Origin of the sequence: Streptomyces yangpuensis (genome assembly GCF_024666385.1) — a bacterium.
In the GTDB taxonomy this organism is placed as follows: Bacteria; Actinomycetota; Actinomycetes; order Streptomycetales; family Streptomycetaceae; genus Streptomyces; species Streptomyces yangpuensis.
On record NZ_CP102514.1, the window covers coordinates 3,403,056 to 3,423,486 of the forward strand.

Here is a 20,431-nt window from a genome sequence, read left to right on the forward strand (position 1 = left end):
ACCGACAACGGCCCGGCCCCGGCCCCGGCCCGGCCCTTGACCTCAACCGAACTCGAGGTCGCAGGCTGGCCCCATGCCCACCGAACCGCACGCCACCGACACGCACGCCACCACCATGAACGCCGTCCGCCTCCACGCCTTCGGCCCCGCCGAGAACCTCACCTACGAGCGCACGGACCGCCCCGTACCCGCCCCCGGCCAGGTCCGCATCGCCGTCGCGGCCGCCGGCGTCCACCTCCTCGACACCTCGCTCCGCCAGGGCATCCAGGGCCCGCCCGCCCCGCTCCCCGACCTCCCCACCATCCCGGGCCGCGAGGTAGCCGGCACCGTCGACGCCCTCGGCCCCGGCACCGACCCCGCCTGGCTCGGCCGCCCCGTCGTCGTCCACCTCGGCTTCGCCCCCGGCGGATACGCCGAGTACGCCGTCGCCGACGCCGCCCGCCTGCACCCCGTACCCGACGGCCTCGACGCCGCCCAGGCCGTCGCCATGATCGGCACCGGCCGCACCACCCTAGGAATCCTCCAGTTCGCCGACCTCGGCCCGGACTCGGTCGCCCTGATCCCCGCCGCCGCGGGAGGCATCGGCACCCTGCTCGTCCAGTACGCGAAGAACGCCGGCGCCACCGTCGTCGCCCTCGCCGGCGGAGCCGCCAAAACCGCCCTGACCACCGCGAACGGCGCCGACCTCGCCCTCGACTACACCGACCCCGGCTGGCCCGACGCCGTACGCGCCCACCACCCCGCCGGCGCCACCGTCCTCTTCGACTCCGTGGGCGGCGACACCGCCCGCACCGCCCTCGGCCTGCTCGCCCCCGGCGCACAGCACCTCGTCTTCGGCTGGTCCGGCGGCCCCCTCGACCTGACCGACACCGAACGCGCCGACCTCACCGCCCGCGGCATCACCACCCAGGGCGTACTCGGCCCCGTCATGCTCCGGCGCGCCGGCGGCGACGACCCCCTGCGCCTCCTGGAGACCCGCGCCCTCGCCGAAGCCGCCGCCGGCCGACTGCGCCCGGCCCTGACCCGCTACCCCCTCGCCGAGGCCGCCGCCGCCCACCACGCCCTGGAAACCCGCGCCACCACCGGCAAAGTCGTACTCGAACCCGGCTCCTAGCCGGCCCCGAACTCCGCCAGCGCCCCGTCCGTCAGCCGGTACACCGACCACTCCTCCTGCGGCCGGGCACCCAGGGCCTCGTAGAAGGCGATCGTCGGCGCGTTCCAGTTCAGGACCGACCACTCCAGCCGCTCGTAGCCGCGCTCGACGCACGTACGCGCCAACTCCCGCAACAACGCCTTTCCATGACCACCACCGCGCACGCCCGGACGTACGTACAGGTCCTCCAGATAGATCCCGTGCACCCCGCGCCACGTCGAGAAGGAGAGGAACCACACCGCGAACCCGACGACCTCCCCGTCCTCCGCCTCCGCGACATGCGCGAACACCGCCGGCCGCTCCCCGAACAGCGCCTCCCGCAACTGCTCCTCGGTCGCCCGCGCCTCGTGCGGCACCCTCTCGTACTCCGCGAGCTCGCGGATCATCTCGCAGACGACAGGAACATCGGTGACTTCAGCCCTACGGATCATCCCCGCAGCCTAGGGGGCGCCAGCAGCACGTCCACCACCGCCAACTGCTCCTCGTCCAGCCGCTCTTCGCCGTCCTCCACGTCCCACAGGCAGTTCTGCAGCACCCGGCCCAGCGTCCAGGCCCGCGCCCGCTCCCGGTCCAGCCCGGCCGCCTCCGTCAGCAGATCGAACCGCCACCGCACGTCCTGCGGACGGAAGTTGTTGACGATCGCCGGCAGCAGGTCGAAACCCGGGTCGCCCGCCAGCGGCTTCGGATCGATCGCCAGCCACGGCTCCCGGCCGCCCGCCAGGACGTTCCCGTAGTGCAGGTCCCAGTGCAACAACCGGTCCCCGGGCTCCCCCGCCACCTCCGCGACCGCCGCCGCGCAGTCCCGCAGCAACCGCCGGTCCCGCTCGTCCACCAGCCGCCCGAGCGCCCCCGGTACGTCCGCCAGCATCCCCGCCGCCATCTCCCCGAGCCCCCGCAACCCGGCCGGTGCGGGCACCGCCGTCAGCCGCGCCAGCAACTCCCCGACCACCCGCACCGCCTGCCGCGCGTCCCGCCGCGCGAGCTCCGCCAGATCCCGCCCGGCGTCCAGCCGCTCCAGCAACAGCGTGCCCGTCTGCGGATCGTGCTCCAGCAGCCGCACGCAGCCGTCCCCGTCCCAGGCGCGCAGCGCGACCGGCTCCCCCACGCACTCCTCGTCCAGCGACACCAGCTTCAGCACGGCCCCACTGCCGTCGGCCCGCTCCACCGGCAGCACCAGAGCCGTCACCCCGTGCATCACCGGCCCGGCCCGCCGCAGCCGCCACCGCTCCAGGAACTCCGCGGCCCGCGCGGGCAACGCCGCGACGAACTCCCGCCCGGCATCCCCGTTGTACCGAACCTGCGCCTCGGCCAACTCCCGAGGAACCTCAAGCCTGTCCACCCCCCAAACCTAGCCCCTGCGGGGTTGCTCGGCGGTGCGCTGGTCGGGCTGCGCCCGGGGGCCCTGCGGTGCTCGGTGGTGTCGTGTGCGGTGGTGTTGCGGGGCGGTGGTGTGGGGGGGGGTGGGGTAGTGCCCCGCACGAGGGTCTCCTCGGCCGTGCCCCTGCGGGGTGGCTCGGCGGTGAGTCGGTCGGGCTGCGCCCGGGCCAGGGGCCCTGCGGTGCTCGGTGATGTCGTGTGCGGTGGTGTTGCGGGGCGGTGGTGTGGGGGGTGGGGTGGTGCCCCGCACGAGGGTCTCCTCGGCTCGGCGCGTGCTGCCTTGTCGCGGCATGGCGGCCTTGGTTGCGCGCTCGTCCTGCGGGGACCCTCCTGCGTGTCCCCACCCCACGGCAGCGCCCCGGCCGAGGGGAGTGGGGACGGGCCGGGGTGTCCCCGCAGGACGAGCGCGCAACCAAGGCCGCCTGGCCGGGACGTACCCGCACGCGCCGAGCCGAGGAGACACCCCGGACCGGCCCCGCTCCCCGACCCCGACCAACCCCCGCCCCGCCAGGAACCCAAGCCAAACCACCCAGCACCACGGGACACAGCCCGGGCGGAGCCCGAGCCGGACCGCGGAGCCGCACGCAGTGCAGACGGCAATCGGCGTAGGGCCACTCCTGCCGCCCCGGCACGCGACACCCCGTCCCTGGCACCCCGTGAGGGAAAGGGTGTAGCAACTCCCCCATGACGATCAACGGCGGTATTTCCTTCTGGTACGCGACCGACCCCGGCACCCCGGCCACCACCCCACCCCGGCCGCCCCTCACCGCCCATGCCGCCGCCGACGTCGTCATCGTCGGCGGCGGCTACACCGGCCTGTGGACCGCCTACTACCTCAAGCAGGCCGCCCCCGACCTCCGCGTCACCGTCCTGGAGCAGAAGTTCTGCGGCTACGGCGCCTCCGGCCGCAACGGCGGCTGGCTCTACAACGGGATCGCCGGCCGCGACCGCTACGCCGCCCTCCACGGCCGGCCCGCCGCCGCGCGCCTCCAGCAGGCCATGAACGAGACCGTCACCGAGGTCATCGCCGTCGCCGCCAAGGAGGGCATCGACGCCGACATCCACCGCGGCGGCGTCCTCGAGGTCGCCCGCACCCCCGCCCAGCTCGGCCGCCTCAAGGCCTTCCACGCCGCCGAGCTCGCCTTCGGCGAGAGCGACCGCGAGCTCCACGACGCCGCCGCCACCCGCGCCCGCATCGACATCGCCGACGCCGTCGGCTCCGGCTGGAGCCCGCACGGCGCCCGCATCCACCCCCTCAAGCTGGTCCGGGGCCTGGCCGCGGCCTGCGAACGCCTCGGCGTGGTCATCCACGAGTCCACCCCGGTCACGGAGATCGCCGCGGGGAAGGCCGTCACCCCCTACGGCACGGTCCGCGCCCCGTACGTCCTGCGCTGCACGGAAGGCTTCACCGCCGCCCTCAAGGGCCAGAAGCGGTCGTGGCTCCCGATGAACTCCTCGATGATCGCGACCGCCCCGCTGTCCCCCGAGACCTGGGCGCGGCTGGGCTGGTCGGGCCGGGAGGTCCTGGGCGACATGGCGCACGCGTACATGTACGCGCAGCGCACCGCCGACGACCGGATCGCGATCGGCGGACGCGGTGTCCCGTACCGCTTCGGCTCGCGCACCGACAACGACGGCCGCACCCAGCCGGCCACCGTCGGCTCCCTCCGCGACCTCCTCTTCTCCTTCTTCCCGGTCCTCACCGGTACGGAAATCACCCACGCCTGGTCGGGCGTCCTCGGCGTCCCGCGCGACTGGTGCGCCACCGTCACCCTGGACCGCACCACGGGCCTGGGCTGGGCGGGCGGCTACGTCGGTTCCGGCGTCGCCACCGCCAACCTCGCCGGCCGCACCCTGCGCGACCTGGTCCTCGGCGAGTCCACCGAGCTGACCGCCCTGCCGTGGGTGAACCACCGCGTCCGCCGCTGGGAGCCGGAGCCCTTCCGCTGGCTCGGTGTGCAGGCCCTGTACGCCGCCTACCGCGAGGCGGACCGCCGGGAGGCGGCCACCCACTCCCCGACGACGACCCCCCTGGCCCGCCTGGCCGACCGCATCTCGGGCCGCCACTGACGCCCCGCCCCCAGAACGCCGAAAAACCCCGGACGCTGACACGTCCGGGGCTTCTGACCTGCGATGGAGCCGCCTATCGGAATCGAACCGATGACCTGGAGCTTACAAGGCAACCGCTCTGCCAACTGAGCTAAGGCGGCACGAACCCACTCGCGGACACACTGCGAGTGGAGCCGCCATCACTCTACACAGCGCCCGTTTCCCCGAGCCATCGCATTGGACCGCACCCGTAACCAACCACACGTGCGTTCGTTGGACGGACAGGTGTGCCGTTCTGAAGATCAGACCGTGGGAGGGGTGATGGCGGAGCGCACAGTGGGCGAGGAAGCCCACCGCATCAAGCGCGACCTGCTCGGGGTGGGCGAGCGGACCAAGCACCGGTCCCGGACGGCCGCGCCGCTGAAGGGATTCACCGGAGCCCCCGGAGCTCAGCAGCGCGTCTACCGTTTCCGCTTCTATCCGACCGCGGATCAGGCAGCACAGCTCCATCGGACCTTCGGCGCCTGCCGCTGGGTCTACAACGAGGCCCTCGCCCTCCGGTCGAAAGCCTGGCAGGACCACCGCGTGTCCTTGGGGTTCGCGGACACGTGCCGGGCCCTGACGGGGTGGAAGGGAATCCCGGAGAGGGCGTGGCTGAAGGAGGCGTCGTCCACCGTCCTCCAGCAGTCGCTGCGGCACCTCGAATCCGCGTTCTCCCGGTTCTACAAGGGGGTGGCGAAGTACCCGCAGCGGAAGTCGAAGCACCGGTCCAACGACGCGGCGACGTACGTACGCACCGGATTCCGGTGGGTGGAGGACGCCCGGCGCCCGGGCACGGCCTCCGTCACCCTCGCCAAGCAGACGAAGCCGCTGGACGTGCGCTGGTCGCGTGCGCTTTCGCCCGGACTGCTACCGGTGAAGCTGACGGTGACCCGCGACCGGGCCGGCCGGTTCTTCCTCGCGGTGCTGGTGGAGGAAGTGATCGCGCCGCTGCCCGCGGTGTTCCTGCCCGGCGACCACGAGCCGAAGGCCGTCGGCCTGGACCTCGGACTCGTGTCGCTGGTGACCCTCGACGACGGGGAGAAGCTGCCGCACCCCCGCCTGCTCGCGAAGTACGGGAAGCAGCTCGCGACCCTTCAGCGGGAGCTGCACCGGAAGCTGAAGGGGTCGAAGAACCGGGACAAGGTGCGGGAGCGGGTCGCCCGCCTGTACGCCAGAATCGGTGATGTCCGTCGTGACCTGCTGAACCGGTTCACGACCCGCCTCGTGCGCGAGAACCAAGTGCTCGTGGTGGAGGACCTGCCGATCGCCAACCTCATGCGTGGAGCGACGGGCAGGGGCAGGCGCCGCAAGGCGGCGCTGAGCCGGTCGATCACCGATGCCGCCTGGGGCGAGCTGCTCAGGCAGCTCCGCTACAAGTGCGCCTGGTACGGGAGGACGCTGGTGGTGGTGGACCGGTTCTTCCCGTCGACCCGCCGATGCTCCGCATGCCACGCGAAAGGGGCGAAGCTGGACGTCTCGGTCCGCGAGTGGTGCTGTGCGGAGTGCGGAGCCGTCCACGACCGGGACACGAATGCCGCCGTGAACCTCCGGGCCGAGGGGATGCGGCTGTACTGGACGGTGGCCGCATCGCTTCCACCGCCGCACAGGCCCCCGAGTGTGATCAGGGCTTCGGAGCTGATCGCTCTCGTACCGGCCGCGTAGTCGGGTGCAGTACGGACCGACGGGCCGTCGGCCGCAATGCCTGTGGAGCCCGCGCAAGACCGGCCCGGTGTGCCCCTCGGGGTCACGCCGGGCGGGCGGCGGGCGTCGAAACAGGAACAGCAAGGTCAAAAGTGTGTTGCTCTGCCCATCCCGCCCGGAGGGGAGGCTCAGCCCTCCGCCGGGCATCCCGGCACCGCCCCCGCTGTCGCCGGAGGATCTCGTACACGCTCATGGGGGTATCGAAGCGGCTCGCACCGACAATCCCACAGGGCCGCGGTACTGACAGGAGGCGTTCCGGAAGGTAGCGTCGGGCGGAGTCCGATTTCTGGACTAGACCTTCCACTCGGATCGTCCGGCACGTTCCTGCCGGTAGAAGGGATTCACCACCATGGCTTCTGTCACTTTCGACAAGGCGACCCGTCTGTACCCTGGCGGCGACAAGCCCGCCGTCGACCAGCTGGAGCTGGAGATCGAGGACGGCGAGTTCCTCGTCCTCGTCGGCCCCTCCGGCTGCGGCAAGTCCACCTCGCTGCGCATGCTCGCCGGCCTGGAGGACGTCAACGGCGGCGCCATCCGCATCGGTGAGCGCGACGTCACGCACCTGCCGCCCAAGGACCGGGACATCGCGATGGTGTTCCAGAACTACGCGCTCTACCCGCACATGACCGTCGCCGACAACATGGGCTTCGCGCTCAAGATCGCCGGCGAGGACAAGGCCACCATCCGCAAGAAGGTGGAGGACGCGGCGAAGATGCTCGACCTCACCCAGTACCTGGACCGCAAGCCGAAGGCGCTCTCCGGCGGCCAGCGCCAGCGCGTCGCCATGGGCCGTGCGATCGTGCGCAAGCCGCAGGTGTTCCTGATGGACGAGCCGCTGTCGAACCTCGACGCCAAGCTCCGCGTGTCGACGCGTACGCAGATCGCGGCGCTGCAGCGCGACCTCGGCATCACCACCGTCTACGTCACGCACGACCAGGTCGAGGCCATGACCATGGGCGACCGGGTGGCGGTCCTCAAGGACGGTCTGCTCCAGCAGGTCGACACCCCGCGCAACATGTACGACCGCCCCGCGAACCTCTTCGTCGCCGGCTTCATCGGCTCCCCGGCCATGAACCTGGTCGAGGTCCCGATCACCGACGGCGGCGTGAAGTTCGGCGACAGCGTCGTCCCGGTGTCGCGCGCCGCGCTGTCCGCCGCGGCCGACGCGGGCGACCGCACCGTCACGGTCGGCGTCCGCCCGGAGCACTTCGACGTCGCCGGGAGCGGTGGTCTGACCATCACGGTGAACGTGGTCGAGGAGCTCGGCGCCGACGGCTACGTCTACGGTTCCACCTCGGCCGCCGAGGGCTCGCAGGACCTCGTGGTCCGCGTGGGCGGCCGTCAGGTCCCGGAGAAGGGCTCCAGCCTGCACGTCGTGCCGCGGGCCGACGAGATCCACGTCTTCTCGACCTCCTCCGGGCAGCGACTGTCCGACTAGTCGTACCGGCACGGAGGTTGGAGGGGCGTCCCGTCAAGGGGCGCCCCTCCGCCGTCCGTTGTCGCGGGGCACCCGCAGGAACCCCGGCAGACCGGGCCATTCGGGCGGGGCCGTCAACCCGGAATTCGAAAAACCACGTCGAACCATCCCCCGACAGAGTGACTAAATGTCGCCAAATCCTCACCGAGCGCTACTCTCGCCCTCGTGACCCACACTGCCCGCCGAATCGGCCGTTCCCTCGCCCTGGTCCTGCCCGTCGTCCTGGTCCTGTCCGGGACCCTCGCGGTCACCATGGTCCCCTGGGCGGACACTTCCTCCTCCCAGCTCGTGACCGCGTCCGCCGAGGGCGTCTCCACGCCCGCGAAGCCGCGCGCCGCCCACGAGGTGCTGCGCACGCAGCTCGTCGGCGAGCTGCAGCAGGGCCAGGAGCCGGACGACGTCCTGACCCACCTCCAGCAGGAGGTGAACCGCCGGCCGTCGCTCGCCGAGCACTGCGTGGGGATCGCCCGGGCGCTCGGCCGCGCCGCCGTCGAGGCGTACGGGCCCACGAAGGCCCAGTCGTTCGCCCGCCCCGTCTGCGACACCTCGTACGCCACGGGCGTCGCCTCCATGGGCTGACCCGCGCCTCGTCCCTACGCTGGCCGCCATGACCGACGACCACCGATCCGCCCCCTCCGCAGCCGCGTTCCCCGCCGCCCCCACCCAGGCCGTCGTCCTGGCGGGCGGCCAGGGGTCGCGGCTGCGTCCGTACACCGACGACCGCCCCAAGCCCATGGTCGAGATCCCGGGGACCGGGCTGCCGATCATCGGGCACCAGCTGGCCTGGCTGGCGGCCGAGGGGGTCACCGACGCGGTCGTCTCGTGCGGGCACCTCGCCGGGGTGCTCCAGGAGTGGCTGGCCGAGGCGCCGCTGCCGCTGCGCGTGACCACGGTGGTCGAGGAGGAGCCGCTGGGGCGCGGCGGCGGCCTGAAGTACGCGGCACGGCACCTCCCGGACCCCGGCGGGGCCTGGTACGCGACGAACGGCGACGTCTGGACCCGGTTCTCGCTGCGCGAGATGGCGGCCTTCCACGCCGAGCGCGGGGCGGTCGCGACGCTCGCGCTGGCCCGGCCGCGGATCCCGTGGGGGGTGGTGGAGACCAACGAGTTCGGGCACGTCCTGGACTTCATCGAGGCTCCGCCGTCGCCCTACCCGGTGAATGCCGGGGTGTACGTCTTCGGGCCCGAATTCGCGGCGCTGCTCCCGGACTTGGGGGACCACGAGCGCACCACTTTCCCGCGGCTGGCGAGGGAGCGGCGGCTGGCGGGCTACCCGCTGCCCCAGGGCGCCTACTGGCGGGCGATCGACACGGCCAAGGACCTCACCGAGGCCGCACGGGAGTTGGCGTCCCAGACGGCCCCCTGAGCCCCCGCACGGTCCCGCGCCGACCCGCACACCACCCCCGCGCTCCGGCACCGACCCGCACGCCGCCCCGCGCACCCCCAGCACCGACCCGCACGCCGCCCCGCGCACCCCCGGCACCGAGCCGCACGTCGCCCGGCGCAGCGCCGACACCGACCCTGACGCGGCCCGGCGCAGCCGACGCACCGACCCGCACGCCGCCCCGGCAGCCGCCCGCACGGCCCCGTACGAAGCCCGGCACAGCCGAACCGTACGAAGCCCGGCGCAGCCGTACGCACCGCAGGGGCCCGGCACGCTTGCGCGTGCCGGGCCCCTGCCGGCCTGCCCCTGGCGGAGGGCTCAGCCGATGAGCCCGCCGATCAGGCCGGGCTGATTGGTCGCGGTGCTGCCGCCCCCGCGCGTGCTGCTGCCCGACGAGGAGGACGACGACGACTTCGGCGCCGTGGACTGCCGGGGGGTGCTGCGCGGGGTCTGCTGCTTGCCGGTCGTCGTGCCGCGGGTCGCGGCGGGCGACTCGGAACCGGTCCCCGCCGTCCCCCGCGAGGGCGAGCCCGACGCGGTCCTGCCGGACTTGGCGGAGGGCTCGGACGCGGAGGGCGTCGGCGACGCCGGCCGGGTCGGCTGCTGCTGCGCCGGCGGCTGCTTCGCGGGAGCCTGCGGCAGCGGGCGGCCCGGCAGGTAGTTGCTGGGAGCCTGGCCGGGACCGGGGACGGTGACGACGGTGGTGGAGCGGACCGCGCCACCGAGGAGGGAGCCGACGAGCAGGGTGAGCCCGCACACGACGGTCGCCATGACGGCCCCGCGCCGCAGCACGCGCCGGCGCAGCCGCCAGATCTCCGAGCGCGGCCCGAGCGTGCGCCAGGCCTCGCCCGCGAGGCGTCCGTCGAGGGAGTAGACCGGCGCGCCCGCGATGATCAGCGGGCTCCAGGCGGCGAGGTAGATGATGTCGGGGGCGTCGTAGGCCGGTACGGTCTTCCAGCTCACCGTCATCAGCAGCGCGGCGGACAGCAGCGCCCCGAAGCAGGCGGCGAACCGCTGCCACAGGCCGAAGACGGTCAGCACGCCGACGATGACCTGGAGGAAGGCCACGCTGAGGCCCGCGCCCACCGGGTGGGCGAGCGCGAAGTCGCGCAGCGGCTCGGCCAGCGCCCACGGGGTGAGGGTGTGCAGCCAGGTGACCATGGAGCCGCGTTCGCCGCCGTCGAAGTAGACGGGGTCGCACAGCTTGCCCATGCCGGCGTAGATGGAGATGAAGCCGAGGAAGACGCGCAGCGGGAGCAGCACGACGCCGAGGTTCATCCGGCGGCCGGGGTAGTAGGAGGCCTGTCCGCGGTTGTCGGCCTGCGGGCGCCGGGAATCCGGCCCCGGGCCGGCCCCGGGTCCGTGCGGCTGCTCGTACGGCAGGTCCCGTACGGCGGCCAGGGGGCGCGTCTCGGCGGGGTCGCCGTAGCTGCGCTGACCGATGACGGTCGGCGTGGCCAGGGTGTCCTCGGCGAGGTCGTGGGCCAGGTCGACGCGCGGGATGACCTGGGTGGCCCCGCCGTCGTGCTCGTCGTGGCCGCGTACGGCCTGGAGCAGTCCGCCCATGGCCGCGGCGGCGCCCGCGGTGTCGGACTTTCCGCTCCAGACCACGGGGGCACGGCGGCGGGTGGCCCCGGCGGCCGCCACCACGGCGCCGCCCAGGACGGGCGCGCGGCCGGGGGCCTGCGCGGGCTTGGGACGCGCGCTCGGGCTCGGTGCGAGCCGCACGCGGAAGCTGGCGTGGTTGACGATGACCTGTGCGGGGTCGCACGGCACCTTGACCATGCTCAGCGCGGGCTGGTCGTCGAACCCTGACGTTCTGGTGTCCACACTCATCTAACCGAGTGATCAGTGTTTAGGACACTGCCTTGACATCAGGGATCTGTCCGAGACCCGTCAAGATCAAGCCACCCCGCCCGAAACGGGCGGGGTGACACGCTCACGTGTCACATTCCGTGAGCCAAGTGGATCAAGGCGATCAGGTGCGCGGCCGGGTGGCGCGGCGGCGGGCCGCCTCGTACAGCACGACGCCCGCGGCGACACCGGCGTTGAGGGACTCTGCGCCGCCCGGCATCGGGATGCGCACGAGGTAGTCGCAGTTCTCGCCGACGAGGCGGCCGAGGCCCTTGCCCTCGGAGCCCACGACGATGACGACCGGGCCGCCCAGCGCCTCCAGGTCCTGCACCTCGTGCGTGCCCTCGGCGGCGAGGCCGACGACGGCGATGCCCGCCTTCTTGTACTCCTGCAGGGCGCGGGTGAGGTTGGTGACGCGGGAGACCGGGGTGCGGGCGGCGGTGCCGGCGGAGGTCTTCCAGGCACCGGCGGTCATGCCGGCGGCACGGCGCTCGGGGATCACCACGCCGTGGCCGCCGAAGGCGGAGACGGAGCGGACGATCGCGCCGAGGTTGCGCGGGTCGGTGACCCCGTCGAGGGCGACGATCAGCGGGTCCTCGCCGTTGTCGTAGGCGGCGTCGGTGAGGTCCTCGGGGTGCGCGTACTCGTACGGCGGGACCTGGAGGACCAGGCCCTGGTGGTTGAGCCCGTTGGTCATGCGGTCGAGCTCGGGGCGCGGGGCCTCCATCAGGTTGATGTTGCCGCGCTCGCCGGCGATCTGGAGGGCCTCGCGGACGCGCTCGTCGTTGTCGATGAACTGCTGGACGTAGAGGGTGGTGGCGGGGACGCCGTCGCGCAGTGCCTCGAAGACCGGGTTGCGGCCGACGACCATCTCGCTGGTGCCCTTGGGGCCGCCGCGGCGGGGGGCGGGGCGGCGCTTGGCGGCCTGGCGGGCCATCGCGTTGGCGATGCGGTTCGCCTTGTGCTTCTTGCGGTCCTCGGCCTTGGGCGTGGGGCCCTTGCCCTCCAGGCCCTTGCGCCGCTGGCCACCGCTGCCGACCGTCGCGCCCTTCTTGTTGGACGTGCGGCGGTTCCTGCGCTGGCTGTTCCCGGCCATGACCTCTACCTGTTTTCGTTGGTGCTGCGATATGTACGTATGAAGAGTGTGCCGCCCGGAAGGCCGGGCGGCACAGTCGGACTGCTCCGGGTGCCGGGGGCTCAGCGGGCGCCGAGCGTCCAGCGCGGACCCGTCGGGCTGTCCTCGATGACCAGACCGGACTGCTGGAGCTGGTCGCGGATGGCGTCGGCGGTCGCCCAGTCCTTGCGGGCCCGGGCGGACTCGCGCTGGTCCAGGACGAGGCGTACGAGGGTGTCCACGGCGCCGTGGAGGTCCTCGCCGCGCTCGCTCTCGCCGGCCCAGTGCGGGTCGAGCGGGTCGAGACCGAGGACGCCCAGCATGGCCCGCACCTCCGCCAGGCGTGCGATGGCCGCGTCCTTGTCGTCGGCGGCGAGCGCGCTGTTGCCCTGGCGGACGGTGGTGTGGACGATCGCGAGGGCCTGCGGGACGCCGAGGTCGTCGTCCATGGCCTCGGCGAAGGCGGGCGGGACCTCCTTCGCGGGCTCGACGGGGCCGCCGGCCTTCTCCACGACGCGCTGGACGAAGCCCTCGATGCGGGCGAAGGCCGCGTCGGCCTCGCGCAGCGCCTCCTCGCTGTACTCGATCATCGACCGGTAGTGCGGGGTGCCGAGGTAGTAGCGCAGGACGATCGGGCGCCACTGCTTGACCATCTCGGAGACGAGGACCGAGTTCCCGAGGGACTTGGACATCTTCTCGCCGGCCATGGTGACCCAGGCGTTGTGGACCCACGTGTTCGCGAACTCGTCGCCGAAGGCCTTGGCCTGGGCGATCTCGTTCTCGTGGTGCGGGAAGATCAGGTCGAGCCCGCCGCCGTGGATGTCGAAGGCCTCGCCGAGGTACTTGTGCGCCATGGCGGAGCATTCGAGGTGCCAGCCCGGACGGCCCCGGCCCCACGGGGTCTCCCAGGAGGGCTCGCCCGGCTTCACGGACTTCCACATGGCGAAGTCACGGGGGTCCCGCTTGCCCGTCTCGCCCTCGCCGGAGGGCTGGAGGAGGTTGTCGAGCTCCTGGTTGGACAGGCTCAGGTAGCCGGGGAAGGAGCGCACGTCGAAGTAGACGTTGCCGTCGGCCTCGTAGGCGTGGCCGCGCTCGATCAGGCCGCGCATCATCTCGATCATCTCGGGGACGTGGCCCGTGGCGCGCGGCTCATAGGTGGGCCGCAGGCAGCCGAGGGCGTCGTACCCGTTGTTGAAGGCCTGCTCGTTGTCGTAGCCGATGGCCCACCAGGGGCGGCCCTGCTCGGCCGACTTCGCGATGATCTTGTCGTCGATGTCGGTGACGTTGCGGATGAAGGTGACGTCGTAGCCGCGGTATTGGAACCAGCGGCGCATCATGTCGAAGTTGAGACCCGACCGGATGTGCCCGATGTGCGGGGCCGCCTGCACGGTGGCGCCACAGAGGTAGATCGAGACACAGCCCGGAACGAGCGGGGTGAAGTCGCGGATCTGCCGGGCGCTGGTGTCGTACAGGCGAATAGTCACGGCATCCAGGGTAGTGCGCCTGTAGCAGTGCCCCGCGACCTTTGGGGGCGCGGGGCCGCTTTGTTGCCGAAGATGTGCCGTTTCCGGGGGCGTTCAGGCCCGGTTCGTCCGGTACACGAGGGCGGTGGCGATCGCGGCGAGCCCCTCGGCCCGGCCGGTCAGGCCCAGTCCGTCGGTGGTGGTGCCCGATACGGAGACGGGGGCGCCCGCGGCGGCGGCGAGCGCCTTCTGTGCCTCTTCGCGCCGCTTGCCGATCTTCGGGCGTACACCGATCACCTGGATGGCGATGTTGCCGATCTCGAAGCCCTCCGCGCGCACGATCCGGGCGGCCTCCGCCAGCAGAGTCACCCCGGCGGCGCCGGACCACTCGGGGCGGGAGGTGCCGAAGTGCGCGCCGAGGTCGCCGACTCCGGCGGCCGAGAAGAGGGCGTCGCAGGCGGCGTGCGCGGCGACGTCGCCGTCGGAGTGGCCGGCGAGGCCGTCCTCCCCCTCCCACAGCAGGCCGGCGCACCACAGTTCGCGGCCGGTCTCGAAGGCGTGCACGTCGGTGCCGATCCCGACGAGCGGGATCAGGGGCGTGGCGGCGGGGACAGCGGCCGCCTCGGGTGCGGCGGCTGCGCCGGGTGCGGCGGTGCTAGAACCCATCGGTGGCCCTCCTGCGGGCGAGTACGGCCTCTGCGAGGACCAGGTCGAGCGGTCGGGTGACCTTGAAGGCCTCTTCGTGTCCCGGGATCACCACGACGGGGACACCGAGGCGCTCCACCATGCCCGCGTCGTCGGTGGCGCCCTCGCCGGCGACGGCGATCGCGGCGTGTGCCTGAAGGAGCGTGGCGAGGTCGAAGCCCTGAGGGGTCTGCACGGCGCGCAGCCGGGCCCGCTCGGGCGTGGCGACGACCGGCTCGGGCTCGCCCGGCCTGCCGGGCTCGACCTCCTTGACGGTGTCGGCCAGCGGGAGCGCGGGCACCACGGCGCGGGCGCCGTCGCGTACCGCCTCGACGACGGCGTCGACGGTGTCCACCGGAACGAGCGGGCGGGCCGCGTCGTGGATCAGGACGGAGGTGACGTCCTGCGGGAGGGCGTCCAGACCGGCCCGTACGGACTCCTGGCGGGTGTCCCCGCCGGGGACGACCAGGACCTCGGTCCGCTCGGGCAGCGCGTGCTCGCCCAGCAGGAGGCGCACCTCGGCCGCTTCGGCGGCCGGGGCGACGACCACCACGACGGACACCGCGCGGGAGCGGGCCATCGCGCGGACGGCGTGGACGAGCATCGGGGTCCCGCCGAGGGCCCGCAGGGCCTTGGGGGCGCCGGGACCGAGGCGTACCCCGCGGCCGGCGGCCGGGATCACCGCGGCGGTGCGGCGGGGGCGCGTTACGTCAGACATCAGTAGCTCCGAGCCAGGTTTCCGAGCCAGGTTTGTGACTTCGGCCGACATGGGTATGGCCTGAAGGGTGCCGGGTGCGACGCCCTCGCCCCTTCCGTGACGACCGGTCGAGCAGGCAGTCCGGACCCGGCACGCCAGTGACACGTACGAGTACGGCTACGAGCACGGCGGGGCGCGCAGAAGTACGAGTACGGCACGAGGTGTGGGGCAAGAGGTCAAGAGGTACGGATACAGACATGCCGCAGCGCCCGGCAACAGGTCTCTCCGGGAGGAGAAACCTTGTCATCGGGCACCGCGGCAAGCTGTGCACACCGTGCACGGGGCCTCGCGTCAGGACGCGAGCACCTCGTCGAGGAGGGCCTCGGCCTTGTCCTCGTTCGTGTTCTCAGCGAGCGCGAGCTCGCTGACCAGAATCTGGCGCGCCTTCGCGAGCATGCGCTTCTCGCCCGCGGAGAGCCCGCGCTCGCGCTCACGACGCCACAGGTCACGCACCACTTCGGCGACCTTGATGACATCGCCAGAAGCGAGCTTCTCCAGATTTGCCTTGTAGCGCCGGGACCAGTTCGTCGGCTCTTCGGCATACGGTGCACGAAGCACCTCGAAGACCCGGTCCAGCCCGTCCTGGCCGACTACGTCGCGAACGCCGACGAACTCCGCATTGTCCGCAGGCACACGAACCGTCAGGTCGCCCTGAGCGACCTTGAGCACCAAGTAGGTCTTGTCCACGCCTTTGATCTGGCGAGTCTCAATGGCCTCGATCAGCGCGGCCCCGTGATGGGGATAGACCACGGTGTCGCCAACCTTGAACGTCATGTGACAGGTACCCCTTCCGTGGCTATCCAGGGTAACACGAGAACTGACTGTTATGAATGGCGTTTTCGCAGGTCAGGGCACATCTCGGGGCTTGACAACAGCGACAGGAACGTGCTGCGGAAGGGTTCCGGAAGGGGGTATTCGCAGGTCGGGGGTAGTGCGCGGACCGGGCGAAAGGGCCACGCTACACCTCCCTCACACCCCCACCAGTGTGACGTACGTCCCGTTTTGCCGGGTTGGGAGTCGCGAAACCGAACTGCTCCGTTCGGCTGGCGAGCGTGCGTACGGGAGCGGTTCCGGCCCAATCCTGAATTGATCACCGGCGGGGTTCGGGGGAATCCGGGAATTGATCAACGGAGGCCGCTCGCACGATATGCGGGCGGCGCATGATCGGCGAGGTGAACGAGAAGGTGAACCCCGGGCGGAATGCAAGATCGTGGACCGTCCCCAGGGCGGCGGCCGCCCTGCGGAGGGTCGGGTGCGGGGGCGGGGCGGCGGCTCGGTAACCTAAGCGCGCTGACACACCCTTAGAGCGGCTTTACCTCGGCCGCTCCGGGGGTACCTCCCAGCGGTTGCCGGGAGAGCCCACCCTCCGTTCCGTTCGTCCAAGGAGTTGCCGCCGCCGTGAGCCGCAGCCTTCGACGCGGCGCCCTCGCCGCCACCGCCGTCGTGTTCTCGATCGCCTCGCTGGCCGCATGCGGTGCGGGCAACGACGCGCAGACTCTCCAGATCAAGCCGGACAACGCCTCCGCCACCAAGGGCGACATCGAGATCCAGAACGCCATGGTGATCACCCAGGGCGAGAAGGACAAGAAGGGCCCGGCCGTCGTCTCGGCGACCGTCTTCAACAACGGCACCAAGGCGCAGACGCTTGACGGCATCACCCTTGCGGATGGCAAGGGCAAGGTCGCGCTGAAGCCGGCCGGCGGCGCCGCGAAGATCACCGTGCCGGCCGGCGGCTCCGTGGTGCTGGGCGGCACGGGCAACGCCTCCGCCGTGATCGAGAACGGCTCCGAGGCCGCCAAGAACGGCGACGTGCAGAAGGTCGTCTTCCAGCTGAGCAGCACCGGCGGCGTCGAGCTCCAGGCCTTCGTGGTCCCGGCCACCGGCATGTACGCGGGCTTCGGCCCGTCCGCGGCCCCGGCCGCCACCCCGTCCGGCAGCCCGGCCGGCTCTCCCTCAGGCACGCCGTCGGGCTCCCCGGCCGGCTCTCCCTCGGGCTCCCCGTCGGGCGCCGCCGGCGCCAACCCGTCCGGCTCCGCCTCGGGCTCGCCCGCCGGTTCGCCGTCGGGCTCGGCCTCGCGCCCCGCGGGCCACTGAGTCAGGTCGCGGCGTAGCGCCGTACACGTACGCATACGGGAAGGGCCCCCGTCCGCACCTGCGGACGGGGGCCCTCTCCATGACCGGCGGGCGGGAACGCCCGGCGCGGGGGCACGGCATTCCCGCGGGAACGCCCGGCCCGGGGCTACGGCACTCCCGCGGGAACGCCCGGCCCGGGGCACGGCACTCCCGCGGGACTTGTAGCCCAAGCCGCGGACCATGACCAGGTAGCGCGGCGCGCCCGGGTCCGGTTCGAACCCCTCCCGCGTGCGCCCCTCGCACGACACGGCCCCGGGGGGCCTCATCGGCTTCGGGACCCTGCGCCGGCCTCCGACCGGCCCGCGGGAACGCCCGGCCCGGGGCTACGGCTCGAACTTGTAGCCCAGGCCGCGGACCGTGACCAGGTAGCGCGGCGCGCCCGGGTCCGGTTCGATCTTGGCGCGGAGGCGCTTGACGTGGACGTCGAGGGTCTTGGTGTCGCCGACGTAGTCCGCGCCCCAGACCCGGTCGATCAGCTGCATGCGGGTCAGTACGCGGCCCGCGTTGCGCAGCAGCATCTCCAGCAGGTCGAACTCCTTCAGCGGGAGGTCCACCTTGCCGCCGGCGACGGTGACCACGTGGCGGTCGACGTCCATCCGTACGGGGCCCGCCTCCAGGGCCGCCGGGGTGACCTCCTCCGGCTCGCCGCGGCGGCGCAGGACCGCGCGGATGCGGGCGACCAGCTCCCGCGAGGAGAAGGGCTTGGTGACGTAGTCGTCGGCTCCTATCTCCAGCCCGACGACCTTGTCGATCTCGCTGTCCTTGGCGGTCACCATGATCACGGGGACGTTGGAACGGCCGCGCAGCTGCCGGCAGACCTCGGTGCCGGGCAGACCGGGGAGCATCAGGTCGAGGAGGACGAGGTCGGCGCCGTTGCGCTCGAACTCGTCGAGCCCGTCGGGGCCGGTCGCCGCGATGGCGACCTCGAAGCCCTCCTTGCGGAGCATGTAGGACAGGGCGTCGCTGAAGGATTCCTCATCCTCGACGACGAGCACTCGGGTCACGGAAGGACCTCCGGGGCAGGGATGGCTGGAGCGGTTCTGGTTCAGGCTGGGGTCGGGTGGGTGCGGGCGGCGGCCGGCGTGGCCGAGGCGGCCGCTTCGGGCAGTCGCAGGGTGAAGGTGGAGCCCTGGCCCTCCGAGCTCCACACCGACACCTCGCCGCCGTGCGAGGCGGCCACGTGCTTCACGATCGCGAGGCCGAGGCCGGTGCCTCCCGTGGCGCGGGAGCGGGCCGGGTCCACGCGGTAGAAGCGCTCGAAGATGCGCTCGCGGTCCTTCTCGGGGATGCCGATGCCCTGGTCGGTCACGGCGATCTCGATCAGGTCCCCTCCGGGTGCCGTGACCCGGCGGCCGGCTATGCCGACGCGGGTACGGGCGGGGCTGTAGTTGACGGCGTTCTCGACCAGATTTCCGAGGGCGGCGGCGAGCTGCCCGCGGTTGCCCCAGACGCGCAGGTCGGCGGTGCCGCCCGCGGCCATGGTGATCTGCTTCGAGGACGCCGTGTGACGGCAGCGGTCGATGGCCTCGGCGACCAGCGTGTCCACGCGGACGGGCTCGGCGTCCTCCAGCGGGTCGTCGTTCTGCACCCGGGAGAGGTCGATGAGCTCCTGCACGAGATTGATCAGCCGGGTCGACTCGATCTGCATGCGGCCGGCGAAGCGGCTGACCGCCTCGGGGTCGTCCGCGGCGTCCATGACGGCCTCTGACAGCAGGGAGATCGCCCCGACCGGGGTCTTCAGCTCGTGGGACACGTTGGCGACGAAGTCACGGCGCACTGCCTCGATGCGGCGGGCCTCGGTGAGGTCCTCGACCAGGAGCAGCACGAGGCGGGAGCCGAGCGGGGCGACGCGCGCCGATACCGCGAGGGCCTCGCCCCGGCCGGTTCCGCGGCGGGGCAGGTCCAGCTCGACCTGGCGTATCTCCCCGTCCCGGCGGGTGTCGCGGGCCATGTGGAGCATGGGCTCCACCGCCAGCTTGCCGCCGCGTACGAGGCCGAGGGCGTAGGCGGCGGACGAGGCCTTGACGACGGCGTCGCCCTCGTCGAGGACCACGGCGGAGGAACGGAGCACGGACAGGACGGTGTCCACGCCGGGCGGCAGCACCGCGTTGATGTCGGGGCGCATGGAGCTCCGGGTGGGGCGGGCGTGGTCGCGCTCGCTCCAGCGGAACGCCAGCATCGCGATGACGCCGGTGCACAGACCGGCGATCGCTGCAGCTGCGGCGACCGCCGCGTTCACGTCCATGCATCCAGGTTAAGCAGGCACGACGACACTTCCACAGCCGTTCGGGTGGCACCTCGAACAGTCGTCGCCCAGAGTTCACCCTGGCGATGGGGTTGATTCACTTGTGGTGCCGGAGTCGGACGCGTTTCCGGCTCACCGTGTCAACGTGGGGCAGAAGGCCGCCCCCCGGCCCGCCCCGGGCATCACCGCAGTAGTAGGTCGAGAGAGGGACACGAGACATGCGCGACGCGTACCACGAAGAACTGGACTCGATCGGAGACGGCCTGGTCGAGATGGCCCGGCTCGTCGGTTCCGCGATCGGGCGGGCCACGACCTCCATGCTCGATGCCGACCTGAAGCTCGCCGAGAGCGTCATCGCCGCCGACCAGAAGGTCGACGACCTCCAGCACGACCTGGAGGCCCGTGCCATCGCGCTGCTCGCCCGCCAGCAGCCCGTCGCCACCGACCTGCGGATCGTCGTGACCTCGCTGCGGATGAGCGCCGACCTGGAGCGCAGCGGCGACCTGGCCCAGCACGTGGCGAAGCTCGCCCGGCTGCGTTTCCCGGACCGCGCCGTTCCGCGGGACCTGCACGCCACGATCCTGGAGATGGGTCAGCTGGCGCAGCGCCTGATGGCGAAGGCAGCCGAGGTCATCATCACGAAGGACGTGGACCTGGCACTCCAGCTGGAGCAGGACGACGACGAAATGGACCAGCTGCACCGGACGCTGTTCCAGCATCTGATGGACGACCGCTGGAAGCACGGCATCGAGACGGCGGTGGACGTGACGCTGCTCGGCCGCTACTACGAGCGCTTCGCGGACCACGCGGTGTCGGTGGCCAAGCGCGTGGTCTACCTGGTGACGGGCGAGCACGCGGACGAGCTCCAGCAGCCGACGCAGATCGAAGGCGCCTGACGCGGCACCTCGGCGTACGACGGCGTACGACGGCGCGCGGCGGCGCACCTCGGCGGACGTCGGCGCCGGGGCCACTTCGAGCTCCCGTGCGCCGTTGACGCG

The 20,431-nt window shown here is 72.4% G+C and carries 17 protein-coding genes, 1 tRNA gene and 1 pseudogene; 8 read left to right on the forward strand and 11 right to left on the reverse strand.

All coding sequences use genetic code 11. From position 1 onward, the window contains the following. The first annotated feature begins 115 nt into the window (after positions 1 to 115). A complete protein-coding gene (locus NRK68_RS15445) occupies positions 116 to 1,114 on the forward strand; it encodes a zinc-binding dehydrogenase (protein ID WP_257857862.1) in 999 nt (332 codons plus the stop codon). On the opposite strand, the gene NRK68_RS15450 is transcribed toward NRK68_RS15445, so the two are convergent. Together NRK68_RS15450 and NRK68_RS15455 are read right to left on the reverse strand one after the other, a co-directional pair. Further along, the gene (locus NRK68_RS15450) at positions 1,111 to 1,584 is read right to left on the reverse strand and encodes a GNAT family N-acetyltransferase (protein ID WP_183067954.1); all 474 of its coding nucleotides are present in this window, start codon (positions 1,582 to 1,584) and stop codon (positions 1,111 to 1,113) included. The two genes, NRK68_RS15445 and NRK68_RS15450, sit on opposite strands and share 4 nt — an antisense overlap. Further along, on the reverse strand, positions 1,581 to 2,492 hold the full coding sequence (locus tag NRK68_RS15455; RefSeq protein ID WP_257856018.1) for an aminoglycoside phosphotransferase family protein: 912 nt from the start codon (positions 2,490 to 2,492) through the stop codon (positions 1,581 to 1,583). Before NRK68_RS15455 ends, NRK68_RS15450 begins: the two co-directional genes overlap by 4 nt. A 722-nt stretch (positions 2,493 to 3,214) precedes the next feature. Between NRK68_RS15455 and NRK68_RS15460 the strand changes: the two genes are divergently transcribed. Next, a complete protein-coding gene (locus NRK68_RS15460; RefSeq protein WP_257856019.1) occupies positions 3,215 to 4,600 on the forward strand; it encodes an NAD(P)/FAD-dependent oxidoreductase in 1,386 nt (461 codons plus the stop codon). Between the two features lie 64 nt (positions 4,601 to 4,664). Here the strand turns inward: NRK68_RS15460 and NRK68_RS15465 are convergent. Then, positions 4,665 to 4,740: transfer RNA gene (locus NRK68_RS15465), tRNA-Thr, on the reverse strand. A gap of 160 nt (positions 4,741 to 4,900) precedes the next feature. Here NRK68_RS15465 and NRK68_RS15470 point away from each other — a divergent pair. The 4 genes from NRK68_RS15470 to NRK68_RS15485 all read left to right on the forward strand — a co-directional run bounded on the left by NRK68_RS15470 (position 4,901) and on the right by NRK68_RS15485 (position 9,165). Next, positions 4,901 to 6,283 carry an RNA-guided endonuclease InsQ/TnpB family protein gene (locus tag NRK68_RS15470; RefSeq protein WP_257856020.1) on the forward strand — a complete coding sequence of 461 codons (1,383 nt, stop codon included), beginning with the start codon at positions 4,901 to 4,903 and terminating at the stop codon, positions 6,281 to 6,283. Positions 6,284 to 6,671: 388 nt separating this feature from the next. Next, on the forward strand, positions 6,672 to 7,760 hold the full coding sequence (locus NRK68_RS15475) for an ABC transporter ATP-binding protein (RefSeq protein ID WP_183069802.1): 1,089 nt from the start codon (positions 6,672 to 6,674) through the stop codon (positions 7,758 to 7,760). A 204-nt stretch (positions 7,761 to 7,964) separates the two neighbouring features. Further along, a complete protein-coding gene (locus NRK68_RS15480) occupies positions 7,965 to 8,378 on the forward strand; it encodes a hypothetical protein (RefSeq protein ID WP_136229221.1) in 414 nt (137 codons plus the stop codon). A gap of 28 nt (positions 8,379 to 8,406) precedes the next feature. Then, positions 8,407 to 9,165, forward strand: coding sequence for a nucleotidyltransferase family protein (locus NRK68_RS15485; protein WP_183069803.1), 759 nt, complete (start codon positions 8,407 to 8,409; stop codon positions 9,163 to 9,165). 336 nt (positions 9,166 to 9,501) lie between these two features. On the opposite strand, the gene NRK68_RS15490 is transcribed toward NRK68_RS15485, so the two are convergent. The 6 genes from NRK68_RS15490 to NRK68_RS15515 form a co-directional block, all read right to left on the reverse strand. Then, a complete protein-coding gene (locus NRK68_RS15490; protein WP_183069804.1) occupies positions 9,502 to 11,019 on the reverse strand; it encodes a DoxX family protein in 1,518 nt (505 codons plus the stop codon). A gap of 142 nt (positions 11,020 to 11,161) precedes the next feature. Continuing rightward, positions 11,162 to 12,133: a 23S rRNA (guanosine(2251)-2'-O)-methyltransferase RlmB gene (gene rlmB / locus NRK68_RS15495; protein ID WP_183069805.1), complete on the reverse strand. Its 972-nt coding sequence runs from the start codon at positions 12,131 to 12,133 to the stop codon at positions 11,162 to 11,164. 101 nt (positions 12,134 to 12,234) lie between these two features. Further along, the gene (cysS, locus tag NRK68_RS15500; protein WP_183069806.1) at positions 12,235 to 13,635 is read right to left on the reverse strand and encodes a cysteine--tRNA ligase; all 1,401 of its coding nucleotides are present in this window, start codon (positions 13,633 to 13,635) and stop codon (positions 12,235 to 12,237) included. A gap of 93 nt (positions 13,636 to 13,728) precedes the next feature. Then, positions 13,729 to 14,280 carry a 2-C-methyl-D-erythritol 2,4-cyclodiphosphate synthase gene (gene ispF / locus NRK68_RS15505; protein WP_257856021.1) on the reverse strand — a complete coding sequence of 184 codons (552 nt, stop codon included), beginning with the start codon at positions 14,278 to 14,280 and terminating at the stop codon, positions 13,729 to 13,731. Further along, positions 14,270 to 15,016 carry a 2-C-methyl-D-erythritol 4-phosphate cytidylyltransferase gene (gene ispD / locus NRK68_RS15510; protein ID WP_046778652.1) on the reverse strand — a complete coding sequence of 249 codons (747 nt, stop codon included), beginning with the start codon at positions 15,014 to 15,016 and terminating at the stop codon, positions 14,270 to 14,272. The genes ispF and ispD overlap by 11 nt, the downstream gene beginning before the upstream one ends. Before the next feature lie 330 nt (positions 15,017 to 15,346). Further along, positions 15,347 to 15,829, reverse strand: a complete 483-nt coding sequence (locus NRK68_RS15515) for a CarD family transcriptional regulator (protein WP_003953493.1) — start codon at positions 15,827 to 15,829, stop codon at positions 15,347 to 15,349. Between the two features lie 624 nt (positions 15,830 to 16,453). On the opposite strand from NRK68_RS15515, the gene NRK68_RS15520 reads away from it, so the two are divergent. Beyond that, on the forward strand, positions 16,454 to 17,149 hold the full coding sequence (locus NRK68_RS15520; RefSeq protein ID WP_183069807.1) for a DUF461 domain-containing protein: 696 nt from the start codon (positions 16,454 to 16,456) through the stop codon (positions 17,147 to 17,149). A gap of 362 nt (positions 17,150 to 17,511) precedes the next feature. Here NRK68_RS15520 and phoP read toward each other — a convergent pair whose 3' ends face one another. Continuing rightward, positions 17,512 to 18,183, reverse strand: a complete 672-nt coding sequence (gene phoP / locus NRK68_RS15525) for a two-component system response regulator PhoP (protein WP_465270294.1) — start codon at positions 18,181 to 18,183, stop codon at positions 17,512 to 17,514. 104 nt (positions 18,184 to 18,287) lie between these two features. Then, positions 18,288 to 19,433: pseudogene (gene phoR / locus NRK68_RS15530) on the reverse strand (two-component system sensor histidine kinase PhoR); the annotation flags it as partial. Between the two features lie 218 nt (positions 19,434 to 19,651). Here phoR and phoU point away from each other — a divergent pair. Further along, positions 19,652 to 20,329 (forward strand): phosphate signaling complex protein PhoU, encoded by a 678-nt coding sequence (gene phoU, locus NRK68_RS15535; RefSeq protein WP_183069653.1) that lies wholly within the window; start codon positions 19,652 to 19,654, stop codon positions 20,327 to 20,329. The last annotated feature ends 102 nt before the right edge of the window (positions 20,330 to 20,431 follow it).

Bases quoted from the DNA above. Each gene is read 5' to 3' on its own strand.
- NRK68_RS15445 (WP_257857862.1), top strand. From the start codon at position 116: ATGAACGCCGTCCGCCTCCACGCCTTCGGCCCCGCCGAGAACCTCACC.
- NRK68_RS15450 (WP_183067954.1), bottom strand. From the start codon at position 1,584: ATGATCCGTAGGGCTGAAGTCACCGATGTTCCTGTCGTCTGCGAGATG.
- NRK68_RS15460 (WP_257856019.1), top strand. From the start codon at position 3,215: ATGACGATCAACGGCGGTATTTCCTTCTGGTACGCGACCGACCCCGGC.
- NRK68_RS15470 (WP_257856020.1), top strand. From the start codon at position 4,901: ATGGCGGAGCGCACAGTGGGCGAGGAAGCCCACCGCATCAAGCGCGAC.
- NRK68_RS15475 (WP_183069802.1), top strand. From the start codon at position 6,672: ATGGCTTCTGTCACTTTCGACAAGGCGACCCGTCTGTACCCTGGCGGC.
- NRK68_RS15485 (WP_183069803.1), top strand. From the start codon at position 8,407: ATGACCGACGACCACCGATCCGCCCCCTCCGCAGCCGCGTTCCCCGCC.
- NRK68_RS15490 (WP_183069804.1), bottom strand. From the start codon at position 11,019: ATGAGTGTGGACACCAGAACGTCAGGGTTCGACGACCAGCCCGCGCTG.
- rlmB (WP_183069805.1), bottom strand. From the start codon at position 12,133: ATGGCCGGGAACAGCCAGCGCAGGAACCGCCGCACGTCCAACAAGAAG.
- ispF (WP_257856021.1), bottom strand. From the start codon at position 14,280: ATGGGTTCTAGCACCGCCGCACCCGGCGCAGCCGCCGCACCCGAGGCG.
- ispD (WP_046778652.1), bottom strand. From the start codon at position 15,016: ATGTCTGACGTAACGCGCCCCCGCCGCACCGCCGCGGTGATCCCGGCC.
- NRK68_RS15515 (WP_003953493.1), bottom strand. From the start codon at position 15,829: ATGACGTTCAAGGTTGGCGACACCGTGGTCTATCCCCATCACGGGGCC.
- phoU (WP_183069653.1), top strand. From the start codon at position 19,652: ATGCGCGACGCGTACCACGAAGAACTGGACTCGATCGGAGACGGCCTG.